At 74.8% G+C, this 24,750-nt stretch carries 17 protein-coding genes; 7 read left to right on the forward strand and 10 right to left on the reverse strand.

The annotated features are described in order from the left end of the window. Positions 1 to 49: 49 nt before the first annotated feature. A complete protein-coding gene (locus ACZ58N_RS23975; RefSeq protein WP_471163370.1) occupies positions 50 to 919 on the reverse strand; it encodes an oxygenase MpaB family protein in 870 nt (289 codons plus the stop codon). Positions 920 to 1,450: 531 nt separating this feature from the next. On the opposite strand from ACZ58N_RS23975, the gene ACZ58N_RS23980 reads away from it, so the two are divergent. After that, positions 1,451 to 1,765, forward strand: a complete 315-nt coding sequence (locus ACZ58N_RS23980; protein WP_471163373.1) for a MerR family transcriptional regulator — start codon at positions 1,451 to 1,453, stop codon at positions 1,763 to 1,765. Positions 1,766 to 1,833: 68 nt separating this feature from the next. On the opposite strand, the gene ACZ58N_RS23985 is transcribed toward ACZ58N_RS23980, so the two are convergent. Further along, positions 1,834 to 2,502, reverse strand: coding sequence for a hypothetical protein (locus ACZ58N_RS23985; RefSeq protein WP_471163376.1), 669 nt, complete (start codon positions 2,500 to 2,502; stop codon positions 1,834 to 1,836). 183 nt (positions 2,503 to 2,685) lie between these two features. Between ACZ58N_RS23985 and ACZ58N_RS23990 the strand changes: the two genes are divergently transcribed. Then, the gene (locus ACZ58N_RS23990; RefSeq protein ID WP_471163379.1) at positions 2,686 to 3,771 is read left to right on the forward strand and encodes a P1 family peptidase; all 1,086 of its coding nucleotides are present in this window, start codon (positions 2,686 to 2,688) and stop codon (positions 3,769 to 3,771) included. Positions 3,772 to 3,809: 38 nt separating this feature from the next. Here the strand turns inward: ACZ58N_RS23990 and ACZ58N_RS23995 are convergent, their stop codons facing one another. The 6 genes from ACZ58N_RS23995 to ACZ58N_RS24020 all read right to left on the reverse strand — a co-directional run bounded on the left by ACZ58N_RS23995 (position 3,810) and on the right by ACZ58N_RS24020 (position 19,389). Beyond that, positions 3,810 to 4,886 carry a class I SAM-dependent methyltransferase gene (locus ACZ58N_RS23995; RefSeq protein WP_471163382.1) on the reverse strand — a complete coding sequence of 359 codons (1,077 nt, stop codon included), beginning with the start codon at positions 4,884 to 4,886 and terminating at the stop codon, positions 3,810 to 3,812. After that, positions 4,883 to 6,100, reverse strand: coding sequence for a glycosyltransferase (locus ACZ58N_RS24000; protein WP_471163385.1), 1,218 nt, complete (start codon positions 6,098 to 6,100; stop codon positions 4,883 to 4,885). Before ACZ58N_RS24000 ends, ACZ58N_RS23995 begins: the two co-directional genes overlap by 4 nt. Further along, the gene (locus ACZ58N_RS24005) at positions 6,097 to 6,936 is read right to left on the reverse strand and encodes an alpha/beta fold hydrolase (protein WP_471163389.1); all 840 of its coding nucleotides are present in this window, start codon (positions 6,934 to 6,936) and stop codon (positions 6,097 to 6,099) included. Before ACZ58N_RS24005 ends, ACZ58N_RS24000 begins: the two co-directional genes overlap by 4 nt. A 3-nt stretch (positions 6,937 to 6,939) precedes the next feature. Then, the gene (locus ACZ58N_RS24010; RefSeq protein ID WP_471163615.1) at positions 6,940 to 7,194 is read right to left on the reverse strand and encodes a phosphopantetheine-binding protein; all 255 of its coding nucleotides are present in this window, start codon (positions 7,192 to 7,194) and stop codon (positions 6,940 to 6,942) included. A gap of 116 nt (positions 7,195 to 7,310) precedes the next feature. Beyond that, entirely contained in the window at positions 7,311 to 12,140 is a 4,830-nt protein-coding gene (locus ACZ58N_RS24015) for a beta-ketoacyl synthase N-terminal-like domain-containing protein (RefSeq protein WP_471163390.1), read from the reverse strand. Between the two features lies 1 nt (position 12,141). Beyond that, a complete protein-coding gene (locus tag ACZ58N_RS24020) occupies positions 12,142 to 19,389 on the reverse strand; it encodes an SDR family oxidoreductase (RefSeq protein ID WP_471163393.1) in 7,248 nt (2,415 codons plus the stop codon). Positions 19,390 to 19,857: 468 nt separating this feature from the next. Between ACZ58N_RS24020 and ACZ58N_RS24025 the strand changes: the two genes are divergently transcribed. Next, positions 19,858 to 20,070: a proteinase inhibitor I78 gene (locus ACZ58N_RS24025; protein ID WP_471163394.1), complete on the forward strand. Its 213-nt coding sequence runs from the start codon at positions 19,858 to 19,860 to the stop codon at positions 20,068 to 20,070. A gap of 36 nt (positions 20,071 to 20,106) precedes the next feature. Here the strand turns inward: ACZ58N_RS24025 and ACZ58N_RS24030 are convergent, their stop codons facing one another. Next, the gene (locus ACZ58N_RS24030) at positions 20,107 to 20,991 is read right to left on the reverse strand and encodes an endonuclease/exonuclease/phosphatase family protein (RefSeq protein WP_471163395.1); all 885 of its coding nucleotides are present in this window, start codon (positions 20,989 to 20,991) and stop codon (positions 20,107 to 20,109) included. 343 nt (positions 20,992 to 21,334) lie between these two features. Here ACZ58N_RS24030 and ACZ58N_RS24035 point away from each other — a divergent pair, with 343 nt between their 5' ends. The 3 genes from ACZ58N_RS24035 to ACZ58N_RS24045 all read left to right on the forward strand — a co-directional run bounded on the left by ACZ58N_RS24035 (position 21,335) and on the right by ACZ58N_RS24045 (position 22,914). Further along, positions 21,335 to 21,616, forward strand: coding sequence for a hypothetical protein (locus ACZ58N_RS24035; protein WP_471163398.1), 282 nt, complete (start codon positions 21,335 to 21,337; stop codon positions 21,614 to 21,616). Positions 21,617 to 21,704: 88 nt separating this feature from the next. Continuing rightward, positions 21,705 to 22,079: an avidin-fold protein gene (locus ACZ58N_RS24040; RefSeq protein WP_471163400.1), complete on the forward strand. Its 375-nt coding sequence runs from the start codon at positions 21,705 to 21,707 to the stop codon at positions 22,077 to 22,079. 85 nt (positions 22,080 to 22,164) lie between these two features. After that, a complete protein-coding gene (locus ACZ58N_RS24045; protein WP_471163403.1) occupies positions 22,165 to 22,914 on the forward strand; it encodes a hypothetical protein in 750 nt (249 codons plus the stop codon). A gap of 15 nt (positions 22,915 to 22,929) precedes the next feature. On the opposite strand, the gene ACZ58N_RS24050 is transcribed toward ACZ58N_RS24045, so the two are convergent. Further along, positions 22,930 to 23,805: an EamA family transporter gene (locus ACZ58N_RS24050; RefSeq protein WP_471163406.1), complete on the reverse strand. Its 876-nt coding sequence runs from the start codon at positions 23,803 to 23,805 to the stop codon at positions 22,930 to 22,932. 87 nt (positions 23,806 to 23,892) lie between these two features. Between ACZ58N_RS24050 and ACZ58N_RS24055 the strand changes: the two genes are divergently transcribed. Continuing rightward, a complete protein-coding gene (locus tag ACZ58N_RS24055) occupies positions 23,893 to 24,741 on the forward strand; it encodes a MurR/RpiR family transcriptional regulator (protein ID WP_471163409.1) in 849 nt (282 codons plus the stop codon). The last annotated feature ends 9 nt before the right edge of the window (positions 24,742 to 24,750 follow it).

Genomic DNA, 24,750 nt, shown 5'->3' on the forward strand with positions numbered 1-24,750 from the left:
GGACGTCCGAGCGGTGGCCGGTGGTGACGATCCCCGGCGCCGCCCGACCCTACGGGTCGGGCGGCGGGGTCATGGCCCAGCGGATGGCCTTGGTCAGGGCGAGTCCTCCGGGGCGGACGCAGAGCCGCTCGACGCGGGGGGCGTGGGGCAGGCCGAGGGGGACGCGGGCCCACGGGGGCAGCAGGGAGACCGCGTTCGCGGCGAGGACGGCGTACGGCACTCTGAAGGGCCACGGCAGCGGGGGCTCGCGCAGGATGAACCGCGCCGCCTCGCGGGCCTCCGGGGTGACCCGCAGCTCGGGCCGGTACGCCGCCAGCCGCGCGGCGAGCTCCGCCCGATCGCAGGGCGGGTCCGGGACGCCGAGCGCGCGGGCGACGCGCGCCGCGTCGGCGAGGTAGCCGTCGCAGCCCTCCGCGTCCAACGGACGGGCGCCGAAGCGTTGATGGGCGCGGAGGAAGCTGTCCACCTCCGCCACGTGCACCCACCCGAGGAGGTGCGGGTCGGCGGCGTGGTACGGCTCGCCGCAGGACGTCGTCCCGCGGATGCCCCCGTGGACGGCCCGGACCCGCTCCACCGCCTCCTGTGCGTCGTCGGCGGCCCCGTACGTGGTCACGGCGAGGAAGGTGCTGGTGCGCTGGAGCCGACCCCAGGGATCGCCGCGGAAGCCCGAATGGGCGGCGACGGCTGCCATCGCGAGCGGATGCAGCGACTGGAGGAGCAGCGCGCTCAGGCCGCCGATGAACATCGAGGCGTCGCCGTGGACGGTGCGGATGGGCCGCTCGGGCCCGAACCAGCGGGGCCCGGGAGCGCCGTGGATCCGGGCGCGATGGGCAGGACCGGACGGGCCGGCCACCTTGCCGAACAGCCCCGCGCCGATCCGCTCCCGCAGGCTGCGGGCCGGGGGCGCGGACATGTTCATGCACCCATGGTGCATCCACGCCCCTCACCCGGGCCACGGGCCCGCCGATCGCCGTCCACGGGCCACCCGTCCGATGCCCACCGGGCGATCACCGCCGTGGAACCGAACAGTGGCGAGCAGCGACTACCTCACTGCCATGATCACGAAAATCTATCCCCGTCACGGTAGACATTCACTTGCCCGGTAACTATGGTTTCTCCCGTGGCCGAGATCGACGAAGCCTGGCGGGATGAACCGCCGAGGCAGTCGTCCGCGGCACATGATCGGTCCAGGAGGAGAACGGAGGGATTGAGCGCCATCAGGATCGCCCGGACGGTCGGTACGAGGTCCGGGTACCGCAGGACATCGATAGGCAGGTGGTCTCCGGTCTCTCATTCGCGATCCCCGCACGCCCGGCAGTGTTCGGCCAGGGGCGGCGGAAACAGAAGGTCGGCGCAGCGTTGCAGCCGACGGATGGTGTAGCAGTTCCTTCGGGGCCTTGGTGCCGGTACGGCACCAAGGCCCCTCGACGCGTTCCACGAAGAGGTGCGAATGACAGCAGACGCTTCCTACGACCGTCTCGACGACGATGACTACCCCGCCTTCACCATGGGCCGGGCCGCCGAGATGCTCGACACGACCCAGGGCTTCCTCCGCGCCATAGGCGAAGCCCGCCTCATCACCCCGCTCCGCTCCGCGGGCGGCCACCGGCGCTACTCCCGCTACCAGCTGCGCATCGCCGCCCGTGCCCGCGAGCTCGTCGACCAGGGCACCCCCATCGAGGCCGCCTGTCGCATCGTCATCCTCGAAGACCAACTCCAGGAAGCCCGGCGGTTGAACGCCGAACACCGTAGCGCCACGCGCTGAGCGCCCGGCGCGCGGCGCGGGAACCACCGGCGGAACCGACGGACCCATCGTGCCCGCCGGCGGGGCCGTCACGGCGCACGACGCCGGCCGGGGACGTCCACACCCGCGTGCTGCCGGTCCCACCGCTCCTGCCGGTCCCACCGGCGACGGCGTGAGCGCCACGCCACGAGCCCGTGGACCAGCACGGCCACGAAAGCGACTCCCGCCGCGACGCGGACCACGTGCCACGTGATCACGATGGTCGAACCCAGCGCGGGAGCCTCCGTTCGCAACCGGACGGAGGCCTCGAAGAAGGCGGTCAACGGGATGAGCAACCGGAAGGGGATGCCGGCGATACCGGGTGCGCGTGCGAGATTCCCGAACAATCCCACAGGGCCCCCGAGAATGAAGGCCGCCGCTCCCCACACGATGGTCTTGGACACCAGATCGTCCACCGAACCGGAATATCCGGGCAGGCCGGTGGCGGTCGTCGGGAAACAGAACTTGAAGACGTAGTACAGGACCACGGCCAGTGCCAGTGACGAGGACGCCAGCGCGGTCGCGCCGATCCAGGAGCGCCGTGAAGACCCCACCAGGAAGGCGAAGCAGGCCCACGCCCACCCACCCGAGAAGATGAGGGAGACGGCCCGGCAGACCGGGTTGTCGAAGGTCGCCGTGAACGGGCCTGCGACGCCCAGGACGGTCGCCGCGGCGAGAACGAACGCCACGGAGGCGGCGCGGTTTCGTGGAAAACGCACGATCGCTTCAGTCCGATCCGGTGGTCGAAGAACGAACTGCGAACGGTACGCGCGGCAAGCGGGCCGGACCAGAACGGATCGGGCCGGCCGGGAGGACCGCAGACCCGCCGTGGTGAGAGCCGCCCGGGAATGGTCGGGCGAGGGGGGTCGCCCGGGAGCGGGGCGCGGTGGTATGCCAGAGGTATGGAGGCCGACGGAATCGCTTCGGGAACGGACGCGATCACGAGCGTGCGCGGCATACGGGTGGGCCATGCGCGACTCGCGGGCGCCGGCGCGCTGTCGGGTACGACCGTGGTGCTGGCGCCGCGCGGCGGCGCCGTCGCCGGCGTGGACGTACGCGGTGGGGGACCGGGGACCCACGAGACCGACGCGTTGGACCCGCGCAACCTCGTGCAGCGCGTCGAGGCCGTCGTCCTGACCGGCGGGAGCGCCTACGGATTGGCGAGCGTGCACGGGGTGATGGGCTGGCTGGAGGAACAGGACCGGGGATACCGGGTCGGCTCCGGTGTCGGAGAGGTGGTGCCGGTCGTGCCCGCTGCGGCCCTGTTCGACCTGGGCCGCGGCGGGGACTTCCGGGCTCGACCCGATGCCGCACTGGGGCGGGCGGCCGTGGAGTCGGCGTCCCGCACGGCACCGGGCGCCCCCGTCGAGGAGGGGTCGGTCGGAGCCGGTACGGGCGCGGTCGCGGGAGGTCTGCGCGGCGGGGTGGGCTCCTCGGCGATCCGGCTGAGCTCGGGGATCACCGTGGGGGCGCTGGTCGTCGTCAACGCGGTGGGATCCGTGCTGGACCCCGAAACCGGCGTGCTGTACGGCGAGTTGTTCGAAGGGCGGGCCGTCGACCACCCGTCGGCTCCGGCCCATGCCGCGGCGCGGCGGCGCCTCGACCGGGCCCGCGCCGGGACGGAGGCCCGTCGCCGGCACGACGTCGCCGGCGCGGCCCCCCTCAACACCACCCTCGCGGTGGTGGCGACGGACGCCGCGCTCTCGAAGGCACAGGCCCGGAAAATGGCGGGCTGCGCCCACGACGGATTCGCCCGGGCGATACGGCCGGTGCACCTGATGAACGACGGGGACACGACGTTCGCCCTGGCCACCGGCGACGTGGCGATACCCGACGTCGCCGTCATGAACACGGTCCTGGCGGCAGCCGCGGACGCCGTGACCCGTGCCATCGTCCGCGCGGTGCGCGCCGCGGAGGGCTTCGACGGACCGGGCGGTTGCTTCCCCTCCTACCGTGACCTGTACGACGCGCCGACCACTGCCGACTGACGACCCGGGGACGCCCCCGGACCCGCCCCCCGACGGTGCTACTCCTCGCGCCTCGCGATCAGTCGGTACGCGTTCGTCAGCCGCAGCCTGCCCGCCAGTGGTCCCGCGGCCAGCCGGTCCAGGGCTGTCGCCGCCAGCAGCAGGGGTACCCCGGCGAGGAGCACCGCGGTACGCAGCGACCGGTGCCAGGCCCCGGGCACCGGGACCAGCCACGGCAGGTCCTCGCGCGGGGCGACCGAGTCCAGCGCCACCCACGCGGCGGCCACCAGGTCCACCGGATCGTGCGGCTCCACGTGTTCCTCGGCCAGGACCGTGAAACCGGTCTCCTCCAGCCGCCGGCGCAGGTTGGCCACCGGAGCGAGGTGCAGGTGCTGCGGCTGGAGCCACGGCAGCCACCAGCGGCCCAGGAGCCGCGCGAACCGGCTCTCGGGATCCGGCACGTCGATCACCAGCAGCCCGCCCGGCCGCAACACCGAGCGGGCGGCGTCCAGTTCGCGCTGGGGGACGTCGCAGTGCTCCAGGTAGTGGAACATGCTCACCACGTCGTACGAGCCGGGCAGCCGGTCGGCCAACTCGGGGAACGACCCGCGGCGTCCCACGCGCACCCGCCCCGCCCGCTCCGCGAGCTCCGCGCCGTCCGAACGGTCGAGCCCGTCGAAGGTCACCGCGGGAAGCTCCTCGCGGGCGCTCTCGCAGAAGTGGCCGTGTCCGGTACCGACGTCCAGCCACTCGGCGGGTCCCACCAGGTGCGGTCGCACGGACCGCGCCCGGGACCGGTAGGACCCGGTGCGCCCGCCGAACACGCCGCCGAGCCGTTCCTCGCCGAGGCCGTCGTAGAAGTCGCGGTAGTAGAAGGCGAGCCCGCGCTCGTTCAGCCGCGGGTTCTGGAAGAGGTGCCCGCAGTCGTGGCAGCGGTCGAGTGCGAAGTCGCCCGGCTTGTGCTGGAACAGGTCGGTGGTGCGCAGGTGCCCGCCGAGCCGGGCCGATCCGCACCAGGGACACCGGTGGGCGCGCGGCGCGAAGAAGACACCGGTGCCCTCTGCCAGTTCCTCGCGGTAGGCGGCGCGCAGCGCGGCCACCCGGAGGGTACGGGCCTTGCGGGATGCGGAGCTCATGTCTCGTCCTTCCGGCCGTCGGCCAGTCGTTCCAGATGACGGGCGGCCTCGGGGGCGCCGCCCGCGCCGCGGAAGGCCCGCGAGACCGTACGGGCCGCCGCGCGCGGGCGCGGGTCCCGCAGGACGGTGTCGACGGCCGCTCCGATGGTTTCTGCGCCGGCCCGCGCGAAGCGGATCCGTACGCCCGCCCCGGCGTCGGCCACCTGCCCGGCCACCACGGGCTGGTCGTCGCGGATCGGCGCGACCACCAGGGGGACGCCGTGCCACAGGGCCTCGCACACGGTGTTGTGCCCCGCGTGGCAGACGACGGCGTCGGTACGGGCGAGCAACTCCAACTGGGGGACCACGGGCAGGGCGATGACATCCCGGTCCGCGGGACCGGATCCGGGACCCGACCCGGCCCCGAGCACGCCCTCGGGGTCCACCACCACCGCCTGCACCCGGTCGGCCCGGGCCCGCAGCGCCTGCGCCGCCCGGTCCAGGAAGCGCGCCCCAGCATCCGTGTTCGCGGTCCCCAGGGTGACCAGGACCAGCGAGCGCCCCGGATCGAGCCGCTCCCATGGGAAGGGGGCGGAGGGTCGGGCCGTCAGCGACGGTCCGACCCAGCGCACCCGGTCACCGCCCCGCACGACCGGACCGGCCAGCTCCGGGGTACTGAACGCGAGGACGAGGTGCGGGGAGAACCGAGGGTCGCCGCTGCCCGCGGGATCGCCGATCCGGGCGCGCAGACCACGCAGCAGGGCCTCGTTCCAGGCGGCGACCCGGGGCATGGCCGCCAGGACGTCCGTGAACTCGGCCGAGGTCGTCGCCGAGGTGGCCCACGGGAGCCGCAGGTCCTCGGCGACCAGCGCCCCGGCCAGTGCCTGCTGGTCGGCGACGACCACGTCCGGCCGGAAGGCGTCGACGGCCTGCCGCACCCCGGGGGCCATCGCCTCGGCGAGCGGTACGAGGAAACGCTCCCACAGGAACCGCAGCGCCTCGGGCCCCCGGATGTCCGCGGGCCTGGCGGCGGCCGGCTCCCCGTCCGGGCCCCGGCCCGCACCGGGCGGCGGACAAGGATGGACGACGGCGTCCGGTCCCGCGAGACGGCGTACGAGAGCGGGTTCGCCCGCCCACGCCACCCGGTGGCCCCGGGAGACGAGCGCGGCGGCGACGCCCACGGCCGGGTTGATGTGGCCGACCAGTGGCGGCACCACGAACAGGAAGCGGCTCACCGGGCACGCACCCGGGGTCCCACGGTCGGCCGGGCATGCCGGCCGACCCAGTCCAGGACGAGATCGCGGACCCGGCCGGGCGCCTCCACCAGGACCGAGTGCCGGTGGCCGGGCAGCAGCTCCGTCGCGCAGTGCGGGAGCAACGACCGCATGCGGGGTGCCTGGGCCGCCAGGTCGGAATCGGCGCCGTAGACGGCGAGCACCGGGCAGTCGATCGCGCGGATGTCGTCGTCGCCCAGGACCGCGCTCGCCGGGATGTCCCGGGCGAGGGTGGTGTCGCGCACGAGCCGTCCGGCGGACTTCGCCAACCGGGCGGTGTGGCCGCCGTGGTGGGTGGCGATCCAGTCGAGGGCCGCGTCCTCGTTCACGTCCATCTCGTGGCGGACCCGTTCCAGCAGCCCGGCGAGCTTGACCGCCCAGGCCGCGGTGGCCGGCTCCGACTCGATGACCACCATGCCGGCCACCCGCTCCGGCCGGCGCAGTGCCAGGCCGAACGCGACCGTGCCGCCGTACGAGTTGCCCACCAGGTGCACCGGCGTCCGTACGTCGAGCCGGTCCAGGAGGGCGTCCAGGTCGTCGACGAACGCCCCGAGCGTGTAACCCCGTTCCGGCCGCCCGCTGCGACCGTGGCCGCGGTGGTCGTACATGATGACGTCCAGACCGGCCGCCGCGAAGGCCGGGGCGACGGTGAAGTAGTAGCTGGCCAGGCTGTCCGTGAGCAGACCGTGGAGCAGCACGACGGTGGCGTCCGCCTCCGGGGCCGCGCCCGGGGCACCGGGCCGGGCCGACAGGCGCTGCACGTGCAACCGGACGTCACCGGTGTCGACGATGGCCATGGCTCAGTCCCGTCCCGCGGCCTTCAGGCACAGGCAGACGTACTCGACGAGCCGGCCCGCGCTGAGCTCGATGATCTCCTCCAGCTCCATGGAGGCCACGAACTCGGCGAAGTTGACCAGGCGGCCGTAGCGGTCCTCCAGCAGGCCGGCGAGCGTGACCAGGTCGATGCTCTCCAGTTCGAGGTCGCGACCGAACCTCGTGTCCATCCCGATCTCGATGTCGTCGAGACCGTATTCCCCGAGGACCTGCTCGATCATGACCGTCAGATCGGCGAGGACCGACGCCTCGTCGGCCCGCACGGGGTCGGCGGGCGTGGGATCGGGGTGGGCGTGCGCGGAGTCGGTGGGCACGGCTCCGCCGGGCCGGGTGGTGGTCACGTCTGGTTCCCTTCGTTGCGGATGGTGCCCGCTCCGGGCAGGTCCGGGTCCGGGCCGTCGGTCCAGGCCACGACGTACGAGCGCGGCGGCAGTCCGGGCGGGTTCGCGACCCGCTCGCAACTCACCCGGTACGTGCGGACGGTCGCGTGCGGGCCGGCAGGCGCGTCCGGCGGACGCACGGTCACGGTCAGCCGGTCCGCCCGGGCGGCCGTCACCTCGAAGTCCCGCGGCCGGCCGCCCAGACCGGTGCCCTCCGCCTTGGCGACGGCCTCCTTCGCGGCCCAGAAACGGGTGAACCACACCGCCGGTGACTCCCCGTCGCCGACGGACAGGGCGGCCAGCAGCGCCCGTTCGGCCGTGGAGAGCGCGGTGGCGACGGTCGCCGCGGCCGGCTCGACGATCTCCTCGATATCGATGCCGGGACCACCCCGGCCGCCCCCGGTACCCGAGCGGTTCCCGTCACCGCGGCCACCGGTTCCGGCGCCGCCGTCCGCGCCGTCGTCCGCGCGCCCCGGGCGGAGCCGGGCGATGGCGACACCGGCCTCGCCGCGGTGCGCGATCGACACCTCCAGCGACGGCAGCTCCCGGCCGTGGCGCCCGGTGACGTACGGCCGGCCCGACGCCTCGTTGCGAACGAGGAGCTCGGCCGGATAGACGGGCCCCTCGCCGCCCTCCCAGAGCAGGTGGCGCACCGCGTCCTTCGCCGCGATCCGGCCCAGCAACCACTGCCGGCGACCCCGTGGCGGCCGTTCGGCGTACGCCGAACGTTCCGGGCCGCCCAGCGCGTTGCGCATGATCAGCTCCCGGGAGGCCAGGTCGGGCCAGCGCTCGTACACCAGCGACCAGCCGCCGGGGCGGGCGGCGGAGAGGGTGTTGCGGTCCGGGAACCGCTCGACGGGCCGGGTGGTGGGGTCGTTGTCGAAGCGACGGTCCTGCCAGCCGGACAGCCGCGCCCACACCCGGCCGGCGACGGTGAGCACCGCGTCCGCTTCGAGCGCCGCGTCCGTCAGGGACACGATCCGGATCACGCACTCCACCGGTGTGCCGGGCGCCGGATGCGGGCCGAAGAAGCTCATGTGCCGCATCCGGACCGGGAAGACCACGGTGCGGTCGGTGTGCGTCGCCATGATCCAGTAGCCGAGCACCTGTCCCACGTTGTCCAGCAGCGCGCCGGGCGCGGGCGGGGTGGTCAACGTGGCGCGCACGTGCCGGTCGCCGATCCCGGACAGCCGGGTCATGCCCCGGTACGCCGGGCCGTGGAACATCCACCGCTCGCCGTAGACCTGCTCGGCGGTGTGCGCCGGCGCGCGCTCGGAGTCCGGGTCGGGAGGCTCCGGGGCGGGGGGCGCCTGGGGGTGCCGGTCGGCGAGCTCCACCACGGCGCGGGCGTCCGGGCCGAACGACACCGCGACCCGGTCCGGCCCCCGCGGCGTCACGGTGACGGGCACGTCCACGGGTTCGGCGGCCGTGAGCCACCGGTCGAAGCACGCCTCGTGCACCGCCACGGCCACGCGACCCGGTGCGGAGCGCTCGGCCGCCGCCATCAGGTGCGCCACGATGGTGGTGGCGGGCACCACGGGCCACCGGTCGGCGACGTCGGGCCAGCCGGCGCGCTGCGGGAAGAAGCAGTGGTCGAGCAGGTACGGCATCCGGTCCGCGCCGACCCGGACGATCTCCTGACGCACGGCCGCGGAACCGTCGACCGCGGGCGCCGCCGGTGGCCCGGCGGGTTCCGCGCGGCGGGGCGAGGGCCGGGCGGAGCGGTCGGGTTCCGGGACCGGCGGGGCCGCAGGGCGCCTCGAACCGGCAGGGTGGGCCGTGCCCGCCGCGGCGATCAGGGTCGCGGCGGTCCGCGCGGTCTCGCGGAGCAGGGCCGTCAGCTCGGCCGCCATCGGCGAGGCGGCCGCGGCCGGTGCGAGGGCGGCGGCCGGATCGCGGGACAGCGCCGCGACGAGCGCGGGATCCGCCGGCAGGCCCACCAGAGCACCGCCCAGGTCCAGGCGGACGCCCGGCCGGACCGCCGCCCGGGAGGGCGCGGGGCCGGACGTGGCCGGCCCGGACCCGGGTGCGGCCGGCGGGCCGGCCGGGCCCGCCGGCCCGGAACCGTCCAGCACCCGGGGATCGGTCGGCGCCCCGGCGGTCCACAGCGCGGTCGCCACCCGGCGGAGCTGTGCCAGGCCCGTGCGGTGCGGGGAGTTCGCGGCGACGACCAGGTGGTCACGGCCGGCCAGGGTGTCACCGACGAGCGAGCCCAGCTGCCCGGGACCGGCCTGCACGAACGCGCGGAATCCGGCCCCGTACAGGGCCTCCGTCAGGGCCCGGAAGCGGACCGGTTCGAGGAGGTGGCGGACGAACAGGGCCCGGACGGCGGCCTCCTCCGGCGGGAAGGGGGCCGCAGTGGTCCCCGACCAGACGGGGACGTGCGGGGTCCGCAGCCGCATCCGCTCGGCGGCCTCCCTGAAGGGCTCCAGCCACGGTTCGAACATCGGGGTGTGGAAACCGGACCGGAACGGCAGGACGCGGACGAGGACCCCCTCGGCGCGCAATCCCGCCGCGAACGCCTCCACGGCGTCCGGGGGCCCGCACACCATCGACTGGTTCGGGGCGTTGTCGTGGGAGAGGACGACCGACGGGTGCCCACCACCGGCCAGAACCAGGGCCACCCGGTCCGCGTGCGCGCCCACGGCGGCGTACGCGAGGTCCGCGGCCCGAACCGCCTCCGGATCCAGGGCCGCCATGAAGGCGTCCACGGCCGCCTCCTCGTACACCCCGCCGACGGCCATCGCCGTCCATTCGCCGACGCTGTGGCCGGCGACGGCATCGGGCACGACCCCGATGCGGCGCAGCGCCGTGTCGAGCAGCCTCCCGACGGCGACGACACCGAGCCCGTGCCGGCCGAGCCCGTCACGGACCGGACCGCGCGGGGTGTCCGGGGGCGCTTCGGCCCCGCCGCCGGAGTCCGGCGCGGCCCCGGAGTCCGGCGCGGCCAGGGCCGGCCGGGGCAGCCCGAAGTGGTCGGCGATGTCATCGACCCGCGGCGCGAACTCGCCTTCCAGACCGGGGAAGAGGAACGCCGTGCGGCCCCCCGTCCCACCCCCGAGGAGCGGACGCGGGCTGAAGAAGACGTCGTTGCGGCCCTGCCACGCCTCGCCCTTGGCGACCACGCGGCGGGCCAGCGCGAGCCGTTTCGGCGTGGGACCGACAATGCCCAGCCGTACGGGCCCGCCGGAGTCCGGGGCCGGCGCCGGGTCGGGGGCGTCGAGCAGTACCGCCAGGGCCTCGACCGTCGCCGCACCCAGGAGGAGCACCCGTTCGCCCTCCCTGACCACCGCCCGGCGGGCCGCCGGGGCGGCGGGCACCGCCGCGGAGGACCCGACGCCGCCGGGGGCCTGTTCGAGGACGACGTGCGCGTTGATCCCGCCGAAGCCGAACGCGTTCACGGCGGCGCGGCGCGGCCGCCCGGACGCGCTCTCCCAGGGCGCCGCCTCCGCCAGCGGACGGAAGCGGGTACCGGCCAGCGCCGGGTGCGGCTCCTCACAGTGCAGGGTGGGCAACAGGACGCCGTGGTGCACGGCCAGCGCGGCCTTGACCAGACCGGCGACCCCGGCCGCGGGCATCGCGTGCCCGATCATCGACTTCACCGAACCGATCACCGCCCGGTCCGCCGGATCCGCACCGGACGCCGGCTCCGGACCGAACACGTCCCGCAACGTGGCAAGTTCGGCGGCGTCACCGGCCGGAGTGGCCGTACCGTGCGCCTCCAGCAGCCCGAGGGAGCCCCGCTCGGCGGGATCGAGCCCGGCGGCCCGCCAGGCGGCCCTCACCGCCCGGCTCTGCCCGGCGGGGTCGGGATTGACCAACCCGGAGGCGCGACCGTCGCTGCTGACACCGGTGCCCCGGATCACGGCGTACACGCGGTCGCCGTCCCGCTCGGCGTCGGCGAGGCGCTTGAGCACCACCACGCCGGTCCCCTCACCGATGAGGATGCCGTCGGCGCCCCGGTGGAAGGGCCGGATGCGCTCGCTGGGGGAGAGCGCACGCAACTGTGAGAAGACGCTCCACAACGTGATGTCGTGGCAGTGGTGCACACCCCCGGCCAGCATCACGTCGCACCGCCCGGAGACGAGCGCGGAGACGGCCTGGTCCACGGCGAGCAGCGACGAGGCACACGCGGCGTCCACGGTGTAGGCCGGTCCCCGCAGGTCGAGCCGGTTCGCGACCCGGGACGCGGCCAGGTTGGGCACCAGACCGATGGCGTCCTCCGGCCGGTCGGGACCGAGCCGGTCGGTGAACGCCGCCCGCACCCGCTCCAGTTGCTCCGCGTCCAGACCGGGCACGAGATCGCCGAGCGTCCGCACGAGCTGCCGCGCCGTCCGGACGCGCTGGTCGAGGCGGACCAGCCCCGGCGTGAGGTAGCCGCCGCGCCCCAGCACGATCCCGACCCGGTCACGGTCGGGCAGCCGTTCGACGCCGCCCGCGTCCGCGAGGGCGCTCGCCGCGACGTGCAGGGCGATCAACTGGTCCGGCTCGGTGCCGGGCACGGAGTGCGGCATGATCCCGAACCGGGTGACGTCGACCTCCGCGACGGCGTCGACGAAGCCGCCCCGGCGGCAGTACACCCGGTCGGCCGCGGCCGGTTCCGAGGCGCTGCCCGGGTGGTAGTAGTCGCGGTCCCAACGCCCCGCGGGCACCTCGCCGATCACGTCGACGCCGGCCGTGAGGTTGTGCCAGTACGTCGCCAGGTCGGGTGCGCCGGGCAGCAGCACCGCCATGCCCGTGATGGCGACCGGGGCGTGGACCGCGCCCCCGTGGGAGGGAAGGACCATCTCACCACTCCGAGGCGGTGTGGACGACCGAACGGAGGGTCTCGTCGCCCCAGGCGAGCTCCCGCAGCAGGGCCAGGGCACCCTCCTCGGGATCGATGAGGGCGATCCCGCGCTGAGCGTAGTGACGGGCCAGTTCGGGCCCCACCATGCCGGCGTGCTCCTCCGAAGGAGCCCACGGGCCCCAGTGGACGGTCAGCGCGCGCCCCCCGGTCCGTTCGGCCCACGCGGAACCGATCGACTCCAGCGCGTCGTTGGCCGCCGCGTAGTCCGCCTGCCCCCGGTTTCCGAGCACCGCGGCGATGCTGCCGAACAGCACGGCGAAGGAGGGCGGTCGGGGCAACTGCTCCAGGGCGGCGAGCAGCGCCGCGGCGCTCTCGGTCTTGGTGCCGTAGACCTGACCGAACGAGGCGACCGACTTCTCCTCCATCAGCCGGTCCTCGATGATCCCGGCGGCGTGCACCACGCCGTCCACGCGGCCGTGTTCGGCGTGGATCTCCTTCACCGCCTGGAGCACGGCGGGAGCCTCCCGGCAGTCCACCCTGCGGTAGCGGGCCCGGCTGCCCGCCGCGTGCAGCGCGTCCAGCGTCGCGGTCACCTCGCGCCGGGCCAGGACCAGGTCGGCGGCGCGGTCGATCTCGGCGGGAGTGCCGTAGCGGCCGGTACCCGCGAGCACGGTCCGCAGGGCCGCCCGGTCGGCGGCGCCGGCGGTCTCCGGGTCCTCGGGTCCGTCCGGCACCGGGGTGCGCCCCAGGAGTTCGATCCGGCACCGCGAGGCGGTCGCGAGCGCGACCGCGCAGCGAGCGGTGATCCCCCGCGCACCGCCCACGAGGACCACGACGCCCTCCCGGTCCAGGCCCAGCGCCGCCACCTCGGCGGCGCCCTCACCGGCCGGCCCCGCCCCCGTGCTGCCGAGCGCCCCGAACGGAGCCTCGGTCAGCTCCGTCGTGAACCGCCCGGCGGGGGTGCGCAGCACCACGGGCACGGCGTCACCCGCGAGGAGCTCGGCCACCAGCGCGTCCGCCGCGCCGGCCGGGGACCCGGCGGGGCCGAGGTCCAGCCCGACGGAGCGCACGCCCACCGCCGGGTACTCCCGGGCGGCGGACCGCAGCAGCCCGTCCACCCCCGCGGCCCGGACCCCGTCCGCCTCGTGGGCGAGGAGCAGCCGGCGGGGTCCGCCGCGCAGGACGTCCCGTACGAGTGGGAAACCCGCCGGCAGGAACGGGGCGCCGTCCTCCCCGAGGGTCGTGAGGACGACGACGCCGTCCACGGGCCCGTCCTCCCCGCCCGGGGCGTGATCGGCAGCGCAGGCGACCGGTTCGGCGCCGAGCCGGATCAGACGTGCGGACAGTTCGGCGGCGACCCCGCGGAAGACGCCGCTGCCGTCGCCGACCAGGGCGTACCGCCCACCGGCGAGGCCGACCGGTTCGGTCCCGGCCTGCGGCTCGGGCAGCGGTACCCGCACCATCCGGAAGCGCCGGGGGGCGGCGACGAGTCGCGGCTCGCCCGGTGCGCCGTGCTCCGCGGGTCCGGGTGCGGGTTCGGGCGCGGGTGTGGTGGTGGGCCCGGCCGCGCTCGCGACGTCCGGAGTCGGTCCGCCGCTCCGATCGAGGGCATCGGCTGCGTCCACGACGTCCACGGCTTCGACGCCCACGACGTCCGAGGGGCCACAGACGCGGGTGAACAGCCAGAGCGCGATCGCCGAGGCCGTTCGGGCCCGGGTGAGCTCCTCCAGCTCGGCGTCGTCCAGGGAGAGCGCGGCGGAGCCGTCGACGGCGCCCAGGCGCCGGGCCAACTCACCGGCGATCTCGGCACGCTTGATGGAGTCGACGCTGAGGTCCGCCTCCAGGTCGAGGTCGGGCTCCACCATGTCCAGGGGGTAGCCGGTGCGCTCGCCGATGAGCTCCAGGACGGTGCGCAGCACCCCTTCCTCGGTGAGCTCCTCCGGGGCCCCCGCGGCCGTCGCCGCGACGGCTCGTGCAGCCACGACACCGGCCGCCACACCGGTCGCGGCGGCCGGCTCGGGGTACGGCTCGGGGTACGCCCGCGGGGCGGCCGGGAGCTGGGGCAGCTCCGGCGTCGGCGCGTGCGGCTCCGCTCTCCCCAGGGGCTGCCCCGCCTCCGGGGCGGTGCCGAAGTAGGCCAGCAGGACGTCGCGTTGCGCGGCGATCATGTCCCGGCTGGTGCGGAGGAACTCCGCGACGAGGGCGTCGGCGGTGCCGGCCGGCGGTTGACCGGGATGCGTTGTCACGGGGATCTCCTCGACTCGTCGGGCGGGCGCGAGGGCGCCGGGGAGCGTCTCGCCGGCGGCGGTGCGCACGAGGTGGCCGTCGACCGTCCAACCGGGGCGGCGCGGCGCCGGTGCCCGGTCGATGTCGACTGCGTCGCGGCCCCGGAACATCCAGTCCGTCACCACGGGCAGTCCGGCGACCGCGAGCCGGGCGAGCGCGTCGAGCAGGTCCGGGAGACCACTGCCGGGCCGGGGCTCGCAGGCGACGACCCGGTGCGGGCGGTCGCCCAGGATGTCGGCGACGAGCCGGGTCAGCACCCGGCCGGGCCCCACCTCGATGAAGGTGCGCGCACCCGCCTCGTACATCGCCTCGATCTGCGCCACGAAACGCACCGGGGAGCCGATCTGGGCGGCGAGTTCGTCGCGCACGGCGTCGGCACGGGACGCGTACGGGCGGGCCGTACGGTTCGCCCAGACCGGGAACTCCGGCTCCCGGAGGAGCTGTTGTTCGAGAACCTGTCGGAAGGCGGGGCCGGCGGCCGCGACCAGCGGGCTGTGGAACGCGCACGCGACCGGCAGCCGCTTGGCGCCGAGACCGGCTTCGCGCAGCGTTCCCATCGCCGCGTCGACGGCGGCGCTCGGACCGGAGAGGACGCTCTGCCGGGGGGCGTTGTGGTTCGCGAGGACCAGCCCCTCCGGCAGCCGCGGGCCGAGGACCCGCTCGACCTCCTCGGGCGTGGCCGCGACGGCGGCCATGGTGCCGGGATCGTCACCGGTCGCGCCGAGTACGGCGGCCGCCCGGGCGGCGCTGAGGCCGGGCAGGGCATCGGTGTCGATGACGCCCGCCGCGCACAGGGCGACGAGTTCCCCGTAGCTGTGACCGGCGGCCAGGTCGGGGCGGACCCCGGCGCGGGTGAGGACCTCGTACGCGGCGAGTTCGACGATGCCCAGGGCCGGCTGGGCCGCCCGGGTGTCGGTCAGGGCGCGACGGTCGCGTTCCCGCCCGGCGTCGTCGAACGAGGCGGGCGGGTGGAGGGTCGCGGCGACGCGGGCGCCGGCGCGGGCGTCCAGCAGGCGGCCGAGTTCCGGGAAGGCGGTGAACAGGTGCGCGGACATGCCCGGACGTTGGCTGCCCTGTCCGGGGAACAGGAACGCCGTGCGGCCGGGGCCCTCGCCGTCCGTCGGCTCCGCGAGGTGGACCTCCGGCGCCGGACCGCCGCCGACGGCCGCGGGAGGGCGCGCCGGGCCCGGGACGGGCGTCGCGCCGGGCGGAGGGTCGTCCGGGGCGGCGCGGGTGTCGAGCGCGTCCAGGGCGTGTCCGAGCCTGCGGCGCAGGTCGGCGGTGTCGTGTGCGACGAAGGCGGCGCGTACGGGCCCCTGCGCACGGGCGGCACGGTGCGAGGCCGTGACGGCCAGGTCGCGCAACCGCCACGGGGCCGCCCCCGACCCGTCACCGTCGGCCAGGTCGAGCAACTCCGCGGCGGCTCGGCGGGCCGCGGCCACGGTGGCGCCCCGCAAGGTGAACAGTTCCGCCGGCCACTCGTCCCGGGAGTGGGCCGGGGGAGGCCCGTCACCGGCGTGCGCGGCGAGCACGACGTGGAAGTTGGTGCCGCCGAAACCGAAGGCGCTCAGCCCCGCGAGCCGCTGCTCGGGCGCGGCCGGCCACGGCAGCGCCTCCCGGTGGAAGACGAACGGGCTCTCGCCCTCCTTCCACGCGGATACCGGCCTCGCCAGGTGCAGGGTGGGCGGCCGGACACCGGTGTGCAGGGCGAGCGCGGTCTTGATCAACCCGGCCAGCCCCGCGGCGCACTTGGTGTGCCCGATCTGCGACTTCACCGACCCCAGGACGCACCCGCCGCTCGTGGCGCCCGCCTCGGAGAACACCTCGGTGAGCACGCCGAGTTCGGTGCGGTCACCCACCACGGTGCCGGTGCCGTGCGCCTCCACGAGCCCGACCCGCGCGGGCGAGACACCGGCGTTGCGGTAGGCGCGCTCCAGGGCGGCGCGCTGGCCCTCCGGACGCGGGGCGGTCAGCCCGAGGGAACGCCCGTCGCTGGAACTCCCGACCCCCTTGATCACGCCGTACACCCGGTCGCCGTCGCGCTCGGCGTCCGCGAGGCGCTTGAGGACGACGCAGGCGACGCCCTCCCCGAGGACGATGCCGTCCGCACCGGCGTCGAAGGGGCGTGACCGGCCGGTGGGGGAGAGGGCGTGCACGGAGGTGAACAGGGCGTAGTCGTTGATGCCGTTGTGCAGGTCGGCGCCCCCGCACAGCATCAGGTCGCTGGTGCCCAGCACCAACTCCTTGCAGGCGGCGTCGACGGCGGCCAGCGAGGAGGCGCAGGCCGCGTCGACGGTGTAGTTGGCGCCGCGCAGGTCGAGGCGGTTGGCGACCCGTCCGGAGATGACGTTGGCCAGCATGCCGGGGAAGGTGTCCTCGGTGAACCGCGGCAACTGGTCGTCCAGTTCGGCGGGGACGTGCCCGTAGTAGGAGGGGAGCACCGCCCGGAGGGTGGTGGCGTTGGACAGGTCGCTGCCCGCCTCGGCGCCGAAGACGACACCCGTCCGGGTTCGATCGAAGCCCCGACCCCGCTCCCCGTACCCCGCGTCCTCCAGGGCGCGCCGGGCGGCTTCGAGGGCCAGGAGCTGGACGGGTTCGATGTTGCCCAGCGAGGCCGGCGGGATGCCATAGCGCAGCGGGTCGAAGGGGATCCGGGGCAGGAAACCGCCCCATTTCGAGGCGCTGGCGGCCCCGGGATCGGCGGAGTGGTGCACGGCGGGGTCCCAGCGCTCCGGCGGCACCTCCGTGACGGCGTCCCGGCCGTCGAGGACGAGGGACCAGAAGGCTGCCAGGTCCGGTGCCTGCGGGAACATGCAGGCCATGCCGACGATCGCCACGTCCAGCGGTGCCGGCGCGGGATCGGGCCCGGCGACGGAGGCGTTCGGGATGGGAGCCGCTCCGGGGGCACGGCCCCCGCGCAGGTCGGCGGTGCGCCGGTCGAGGAAGTCGACGGCCCCCTCGGTGACGGACGCGTGCAGGGCGGCGACGGTGGTGGTCGCGCTGCGCAGCACCGCCACCTCGCCGGCCATGAACATGCCCTCCGCGTACTGGCGGGCCTCGTCCACGGTCTCCAGCGCCCCGGCGCCGGTGCGCTCGACCCCCTTGCTGGCGATCCGCAACCGACCGACGTTGAGCCGTTCCAGCCGCTCCCAGATCTCGCGGCCGGGAACGCCCTCGGCGCGCAGCCCGGCCTCCACCTCGCGGAATCCGTCGCTGAACGGGCTGGGGACGCACCGGGTGGCGTGTCCGGGGGCCGTGCGCAGCAGCGCGGTCCGCTCCGCGGCGAGGACCTGCCGCTGGAAGAGGGGCCGGACCGCCCCGCACGTGACGGCTTCCTCGGTGAACAGGTAGGCGGTGCCCATCAGGACGCCCACGGCGCAGCCGCGGGCGGTCAGCGGGGCGGCGAGCGCGGCGACCATGGCTGCCGAGCGGGAGTCGTGGATGCCGCCCGCGAGGAACACCTCGATGCCCGCCGCGTCGTCCGCGCCCTGCGCCCGGTCGGGGCCCGGTTGCTCGCCGGGGCCGTGCGCACGCTCGTGCGTCCGGTCCTGGTGGTCGTCCATCCAGTCGCTCAGCACGGCGAGTTGGGCCTCCCAGAGCGGGAAGCTGTTGCGCGGCCCGACGTGGCCGCCGCACTCGGCGCCCTCGAAGACGAACCGTCGGGCGCCCTGCTCCAGGTACTGGCGCAGCAGTCCCGGCGAGGGCACGTGCAGGAAGGCCTTGATGCCGTCGGCCTCCAGGGACCGCGCCTGCGAGGGCCGGCCGCCGGCGATGATCACGTGTGTGGGTCGGTGGGCGCGGACGGCCTCCAACTGGGCGGTACGGGTCTCCTCGGGGGCGAAGCCGAGCACCCCCACCCCCCAGGGGCGGCCGGCCAACGCCGTCCCCGCCTCGGCGAGCAGCGCGCGGGCCCGGTCGCCGCCGGCGAGCGCCAGGGCCAGGAAGGGCAGGGCCCCGTCGTCGGCCACGGCCCGGGCGAAGTCGACGCCGTCGCTGACGCGGGTCATGGGTCCCTGTGCGATCGGCAGTCGGGTGCCCAGGGCGCGGCTCATGGCCGACCCGGGGACCAGGACGCCGGTGGCGCGGTCCCCCTCGACCGCGGCCATCACCGCTTCGGTGACGGCGCGGACGGCGCTTGCCGCGTCGCCGTGGTCGGCCGCGAACCGGGCCGCGAGGAAGGCGTCCTGGCCCACGGGCAGCAGTTGCGCGTCCGGGTCCCGGCCGCCGAGCAGGGCGGCCACCCGTGCCGGGTCGTCGGGAACCCCGTCCGTGGGTCCGGCGCCGGGGGCGCGGCGGTGCAGGAACCGGTGGCCCGCCAGGACGGTGGTCTCGGAGCCGTCCATCCCCCGCAGTACGGCCGCGACGGATTCGGGAACCGCCGACTCGGCCAGCAGCGCGAGTTGGGTGTCGAGCACCACGCCCGCGGCCCCGCCCACCACGGCCGCCGCGGCCGTGCCCGGCGCCATGCCGCCACAGGCCCATACCGGCGGACCGTCGGGGCCGACCAGGTCGAGCAGTTGCTGGAGCAGGACGAAGGTGCCGAGTTCGCCGATCCGCCCTCCGCACTCCCCGCCGCGGGCGATGAGGCCGTGGACGCCCGAGTCCAGGGCGGCCCGGGCCTCGTCCGCCCCGGTCACCTCGGCGAGGACGCGCACGCCGCGGGGCAGGGCGCCGGGTGACCAGGTGGCGCCGACGCCGAGGACCACGGTGTGCGGCGGTCCGCCGTCACGGACCAGGTCGTCGAGGGGTAATCGGCACCGCGGACCGACGCGGACCCCGTGGCGGCCGGGCAGCCACCCGCGCAGGTCGGTCCACTCCTTCCTGGCGGCGCGGTCCCCGCTCCCGAGGTCCAGCACACCGAGCCCCCCACCGCGCGTCACGGCGGCCGCCAGCCGCGCGTCGGGCTCACCGAAAGGAGTCAATCCAATGACCAGGTCCAGGACGTGCTCTGCCGACGTCATAATTCTCCGAATGTGCGATGCATTACCCGGGGGGAAATTTCGGTCAAACGAAAGCGCCGAAGGAAGGCATGAGGTCGCGCGCGCCCGGAACGGGAATTCGGGCAGTTCGGTGGACGTAGCGAAAGTAGCGGCAAGTTACTGAGGGGTCAACGCTGCGGCCCTGATCCGCAGGGGGCCCCAGGGTGCCGGGACGCCGTAGGAGGGTGCCCCATTCTTGATATCGACGTTTCGTGCATCATGCGTCGCCGCGAATGAAAGGCCCGAATTCATCGGGCATCCGCATGGGTCGGGACGCCGAAAGTACTGGTCAGTAGGGCTTTCGTCGAGCAGGTCCGGACCCCGCCGTACCGGACACCTGTCCGATTTCAAGCCACGGCCGCCCGGCCTCCCCGGGCACCGTCCGGCGCCGCCCCGTACCGCTCAGGCGCCCGGGGCGTCGACAGGGGGCCGGCGGGGCAGGAGGGACCCATGACTCCTTCTTCCGTCCCCGCGTCCCCCGACGACGACCCGACCCGCTACGTCGGGCTCGAAGCGGGGGAGGCCGAACAACGGGCCCGCCTACGGGGCTGGTCGACCTTCCGCCGCCTTCCGCCGGGCGCGCTGATCACCCTGGAATACCTGGAGGGGCGCCTGAACTTCGAGGTCGACGACGGCAGGGTGCGACGCGCCTGGAAGGGCTGACCCGGCGGCCGACTTCGACCCGGCTTCGAGCCGGGGTCAGTCGATGTTCAGATCGGCGTGCACCAGGTGGTGGTCCGAGTACCGACTGGGTCGCACGTGCTGCGCCCGCGGGGTGATGCCCCGCAGGAAGACGTAGTCGAACTTCATGTTCCAGTCGGTGGTCGGCCCGCACGCGCCGGGCGAGGGCCGGCACTGCGGGTCCGCGTCCGTCGCCAGTGCCCATGCCGGGCCGAGTTCGGCGGCGTCCGGCACGGCGTTGAAGTCCCCGAGGACGATCGCCCGGTCGTGCCGGGCGACCTCCGCGGCGAGTACGCCGACCTGCTCCGCCCGGACCGTCTCCTGCCGACGCTGGGCGAGGTGGGTGTTGAGGACGCGGACGGATCGGCCTCCCACGGTGGTGGTGACCGCCATGTACCCACGGTCCTCGGATCCACCGTCGGGATATTCCACTTGCTTGCTGTCGGTCATGGGTGCCGCCGAGAGAATCGCCTGACCGAAGGCCCCCGGACTCCACGGCAGCCCCCCGCAGCGATTCCGGTTCCGCAGCACCATGCCGTATTCGACGTGGTAGTCGAGCCCGTAGAAGGTCCTCAGGTGGTCACGGATCTTCTCCACGTCGCGCACGCACGCCTCCTGCAGGGCGATGACCTGGGGCGCGTACGTGGCGATCTCCGCGGCCCGGCCGAGGTTCTGCCCGACCGCACCGCAGGGGTTGCAGATGTTCCAGGTGGCGACCCGGTCGGGCACGATGTCCTTGACGGCGTGGGCCGGCAGCGGCCTGGCGATGAGGGCGCCGCTCGGTGCGCTGGGCCCCAGGAGCACCACGCAGAGCGCGGTCACGGCCCCCGCGAGCCACCACCGCAGGCCTGTTCCCCTCACCGTCGCCTCCTCGGTACGGATGCGCACGGCATCACGGATCATCTCCGTGCACGAGGGTAGGGGACGGACCGCGGACGAAGCGGCCCCGACCCCGCGCCGGCGGGCGCGCACGAGCCCCCGCCGGCGCGCACGCACACGGAACTGAGCCGCCGTCACGACAACCCGCCGGCCAGCATCCGCGTCCTTCCCACGGAGGCGCCCCGGGCGGACCGGGTACGGCGCGCTGCCCTGGAGGAAGACCATCGACACCATCACCCCCGACCGGCCCGACCGGTTCGCGCGGCCCCGTCGGAGGAGCGGGATCGGCAGGTTCCTGCTCGGCGCCGCGGCGGGGATCCTCCTGACCGCCGGTCTCCTGGCCGTCCTCTGGTGGCCCCGGACCGAGGTGACGTACAGCAGCACCGCCCCCGCGGACGTGAAGTACGCCGACGAGGCGCCGCACCACCTGGGGCTGGTGCACGCACACACCCTGTCCGGTCGGCACTCCTACAGGATGGTCGTCGGCAGGTATCCCGGCGCGTCCTACGGACACTGGTTGGACATCGACCCGGTCCTGGGCGCCAAGGGCATCGAATCGACCACGTGGACGGAGTCCGGAGTGCGCGTCCGCTTCCCCACCGGTCACGAGATCTTCGTCCCGGCCCGCTCCTTCCTTTTCGGCAGGTAGCCCGCCGACCCACCCCCGATTCGCTTTTCCGGCGGGCGTCCGGCACCGTGCGATCCCCGGCGACCCACCCACTCCCAAGGACCCCTTCATGACGCGTTCGCTCGACGGCCTCACCTTCGCCCCCACCGCCGACCAGGCCCCCGGCCAAGTCGGTCTGCGGACCCTCTTCGAGTACCACGAGGCGGACGGACGCGTCTGGGCCGAGTACGCCGGCGGGGACGTGGTGCGGGGCCACCTGGTCGGTACCCGGGCCGGCGACACCGTCGACTTCCGCTACGTCCAACTCCGCTCCGACGGTACGACCGCTTCCGGGCACTGCGTCTCCCTCGTCACCGAGCTCGCCGACGGCCGCCTCCGCCTGGAGGAGACGTGGACGTGGGAGTCCCGGCCGGGTAGCGGCACCAGCACGGTGGAAGAGGTCCGACCCGCGGGCGATCGGGGCCCGGACCGGGACAACCCCTGACCGCGAGCGGCACGCGCTGCCCGAGGACGCGACGGCCGATATCCTGAGTTCCTCGCTCGGGGCTCTCCTCACGAAGGGCAGCGCGATGAACGGGCAGACCAACCGGCGTCGGTGTCTCGTGCTCCTCGCGGCTCCGCTCCTCGCCTCCTCCGTAGCCCTCACCCCCGCCCTGGCGGCCCAAGGCGGCAAGGCGACGACGCAGCCGGGAGCCGCACCCGCGGCACCCTCCTGCCAACTGCTGCCGGGCGGGAACGGCGGGCCTGCCGGTGACACGTCCTACAAGCTCCACCTCGGCGGCTTCCCCGCGAACCAGACGGTGCGCATCGAGGGACCGAAGACGTCGGTTCAGGTCAAGGTCAACTCCAAGGGGGTCCTGGACCGCCCCGGACTGCGCCACGGCGCGTACGGGGTGAGCTACAAGGTCGCCGGCTCCCAGCAGACCAAGCGGGTCGCGTGCGCCACGGCCGCGGCCCAGAAGCCGGGAGGCGGCAAGCAGGACGTACGGGTCACCAAGGTCGAAGTGGTCGTCCTGACACCGGCCGGTTCCGTCATCGACTGCGCCAAGGGCACCACGGCCGAGTTCGACGGCAAGATCACGGCCACCGGAACGGGAAAGGTCCGCTACTACTGGACGTTCGCCTCCAGTGCCACCCCCGTCTCGCCGGGCTCGGTCGACTTCAAGCCCCCCACCACCGGCCACGCCCTGCTGCACGTCGTGGAGGTTCCGCCGCAGCCGAACGCCTCGACGGTGAGCACCTTCGTCACCCTGCACCTGCCGGACCAGAACCAGAGCGCGCGCAGCGCGCAGGTGACCTTCACCTGCGAGAAGAAGTGACCCGTCGCACGGGCCTCACCGACCGGTGAGCTGGAGCACGGCGATGCCCGAGAGGACGGTGGCGGCGGCCGTGACGCGTCGGTGACCGAGCCTCTCGCGGAAGACGAACGCGCCGATCAGGGCGCCGAAGACGATGCTGGTCTCCCGCAGGGCGGCGATGGTGGACAGGTCGCCGCGGGACTGCGCCCACACGACGAGCCCGTACGCCAGGAGGGAGAGCAGCCCGCCGACCAGCCCGCGGCCGCACAGCGGTCGCAGCGCGGTCAACAGCGCGGGCCCCCGGCGGGCCAGGGCGATCAACGGGAGGACGAGGCCCTGGCACAGGAAGAGCCAGGCGATGTATCCGAGGACGCTGCCGGAGACGCGGACGCCGCTGCCGTCCACGAGGGTGTAGGAGGCGATCATGACCCCCGTCCCGATGGCGGCCGCGAGCGCGGGGAACCGGTCGCGGCCCGGCAGGCCGTCGGCCAGTGCGAGCCCGGCCAGGCCGCAGGAGATCACCGCGATGCCCACGGCCTGTCCGACCGGCAGGGAATGGCCGAGCAGGGTCGTGGAGACCAGGGCCACCACGACGGGCGAGGTACCCCGGGCGGTCGGGTACATCTGGCCGAAGTCCCCGAGTTGGTAGGCCCGCAGGAGCAGGAGTTGGTAGGCCACCTGCAGGGCGGCGGAGGCCGCGATGTACGGCCAGGCCGCAGGGGCGGGCGGCGGGGCGAAACAGACCAGGACGGCGCCGCATCCGGCGGAGGCCAGGCTGATCAGCGTGAAGCCGGCCAGCTTGTCGCGCAGGCCGTGGGTGAGCCCGTTCCAGGTGGCGTGCAGCACCGCCGAGGCGAGCACGACGACGGGCACGGCGGCCGTGCCCGTCGAGATGGGCAGGTTCCCGGGCACGTGTGCTCCCCACGGTGGTCCTACGGAGTGACATGACTCCGAGGAGCCACGAAGCTGTGGAACAGAATTCCCCACTACACTAAACCCATGGAAATTTATTCCGCATCGAGGGGCGGGCTCGCCGCACACATCAGGTCCCACCTGCCCGACCTGCGCGAGACCGAGGCCAAGGTCGCGCGGGTCGTCCTGGATCAGGGCGCGGAGCTGGTGCACCTCAGCGTCAGCGACGTCGCGGCCCTCGCCGGCACCGCACCCTCCACGGTCGTACGGGCCTGCCAGCGACTGGGATTCCGCGGGTACCAGGAGCTGAAGATCAACGCCGCCCGGCAGGCACCCGCCCCGGAACCCTCCCGGGACCGGGACCCGGCCGCCCGCGCCCTGGCCGACACGGTCCGCGCCGCCCAGGAGGCACTCGACGGGCTGACGGCGACGGTGACCCCGGAGCACCTGAGCACGGCGGCAGCCCTGCTGGACGCGGCAGCACGGGTCCTGGTCGTCGGCGCGGGACTGTCCGGCGCCGTCGCGTTGGACACCGCCTACCGGCTGCGCGCGCTGGGCTGCGCGGTCGACGCGCCGGCCGATCCGCTGACCGCACAACTGGCCGCGTCGCAGCTCACGGCCCCCGCCGTCTGCCTGGCCATCAGCCACACCGGCGCCACGCGCAGCACGGTGGACGCCGCCCGGCGCGCGCGACGGGCCGGGGCCCAGGTGGTGGCCGTCACCAGCTACGCCCGCTCGCCCCTGAGCGGGACCAGCGACTGCACGCTCGTCGCGGGCGGCCAGGACCTGGTGTTCGGCCTGGAGACCGTGGCGGGCCGACTGGCCCACCTCGCCGCGATCGACGCGCTCACACTGACCCTGTTGGGGCTGCGCGGGGCACCGGCCGAGGAGGCGCTACGGCTGTCGGCCGACGTCACGGTCGACCACTCGTACTGACGGCCGCCC

This window comes from Streptomyces sp. NPDC040432, from assembly GCF_055595445.1.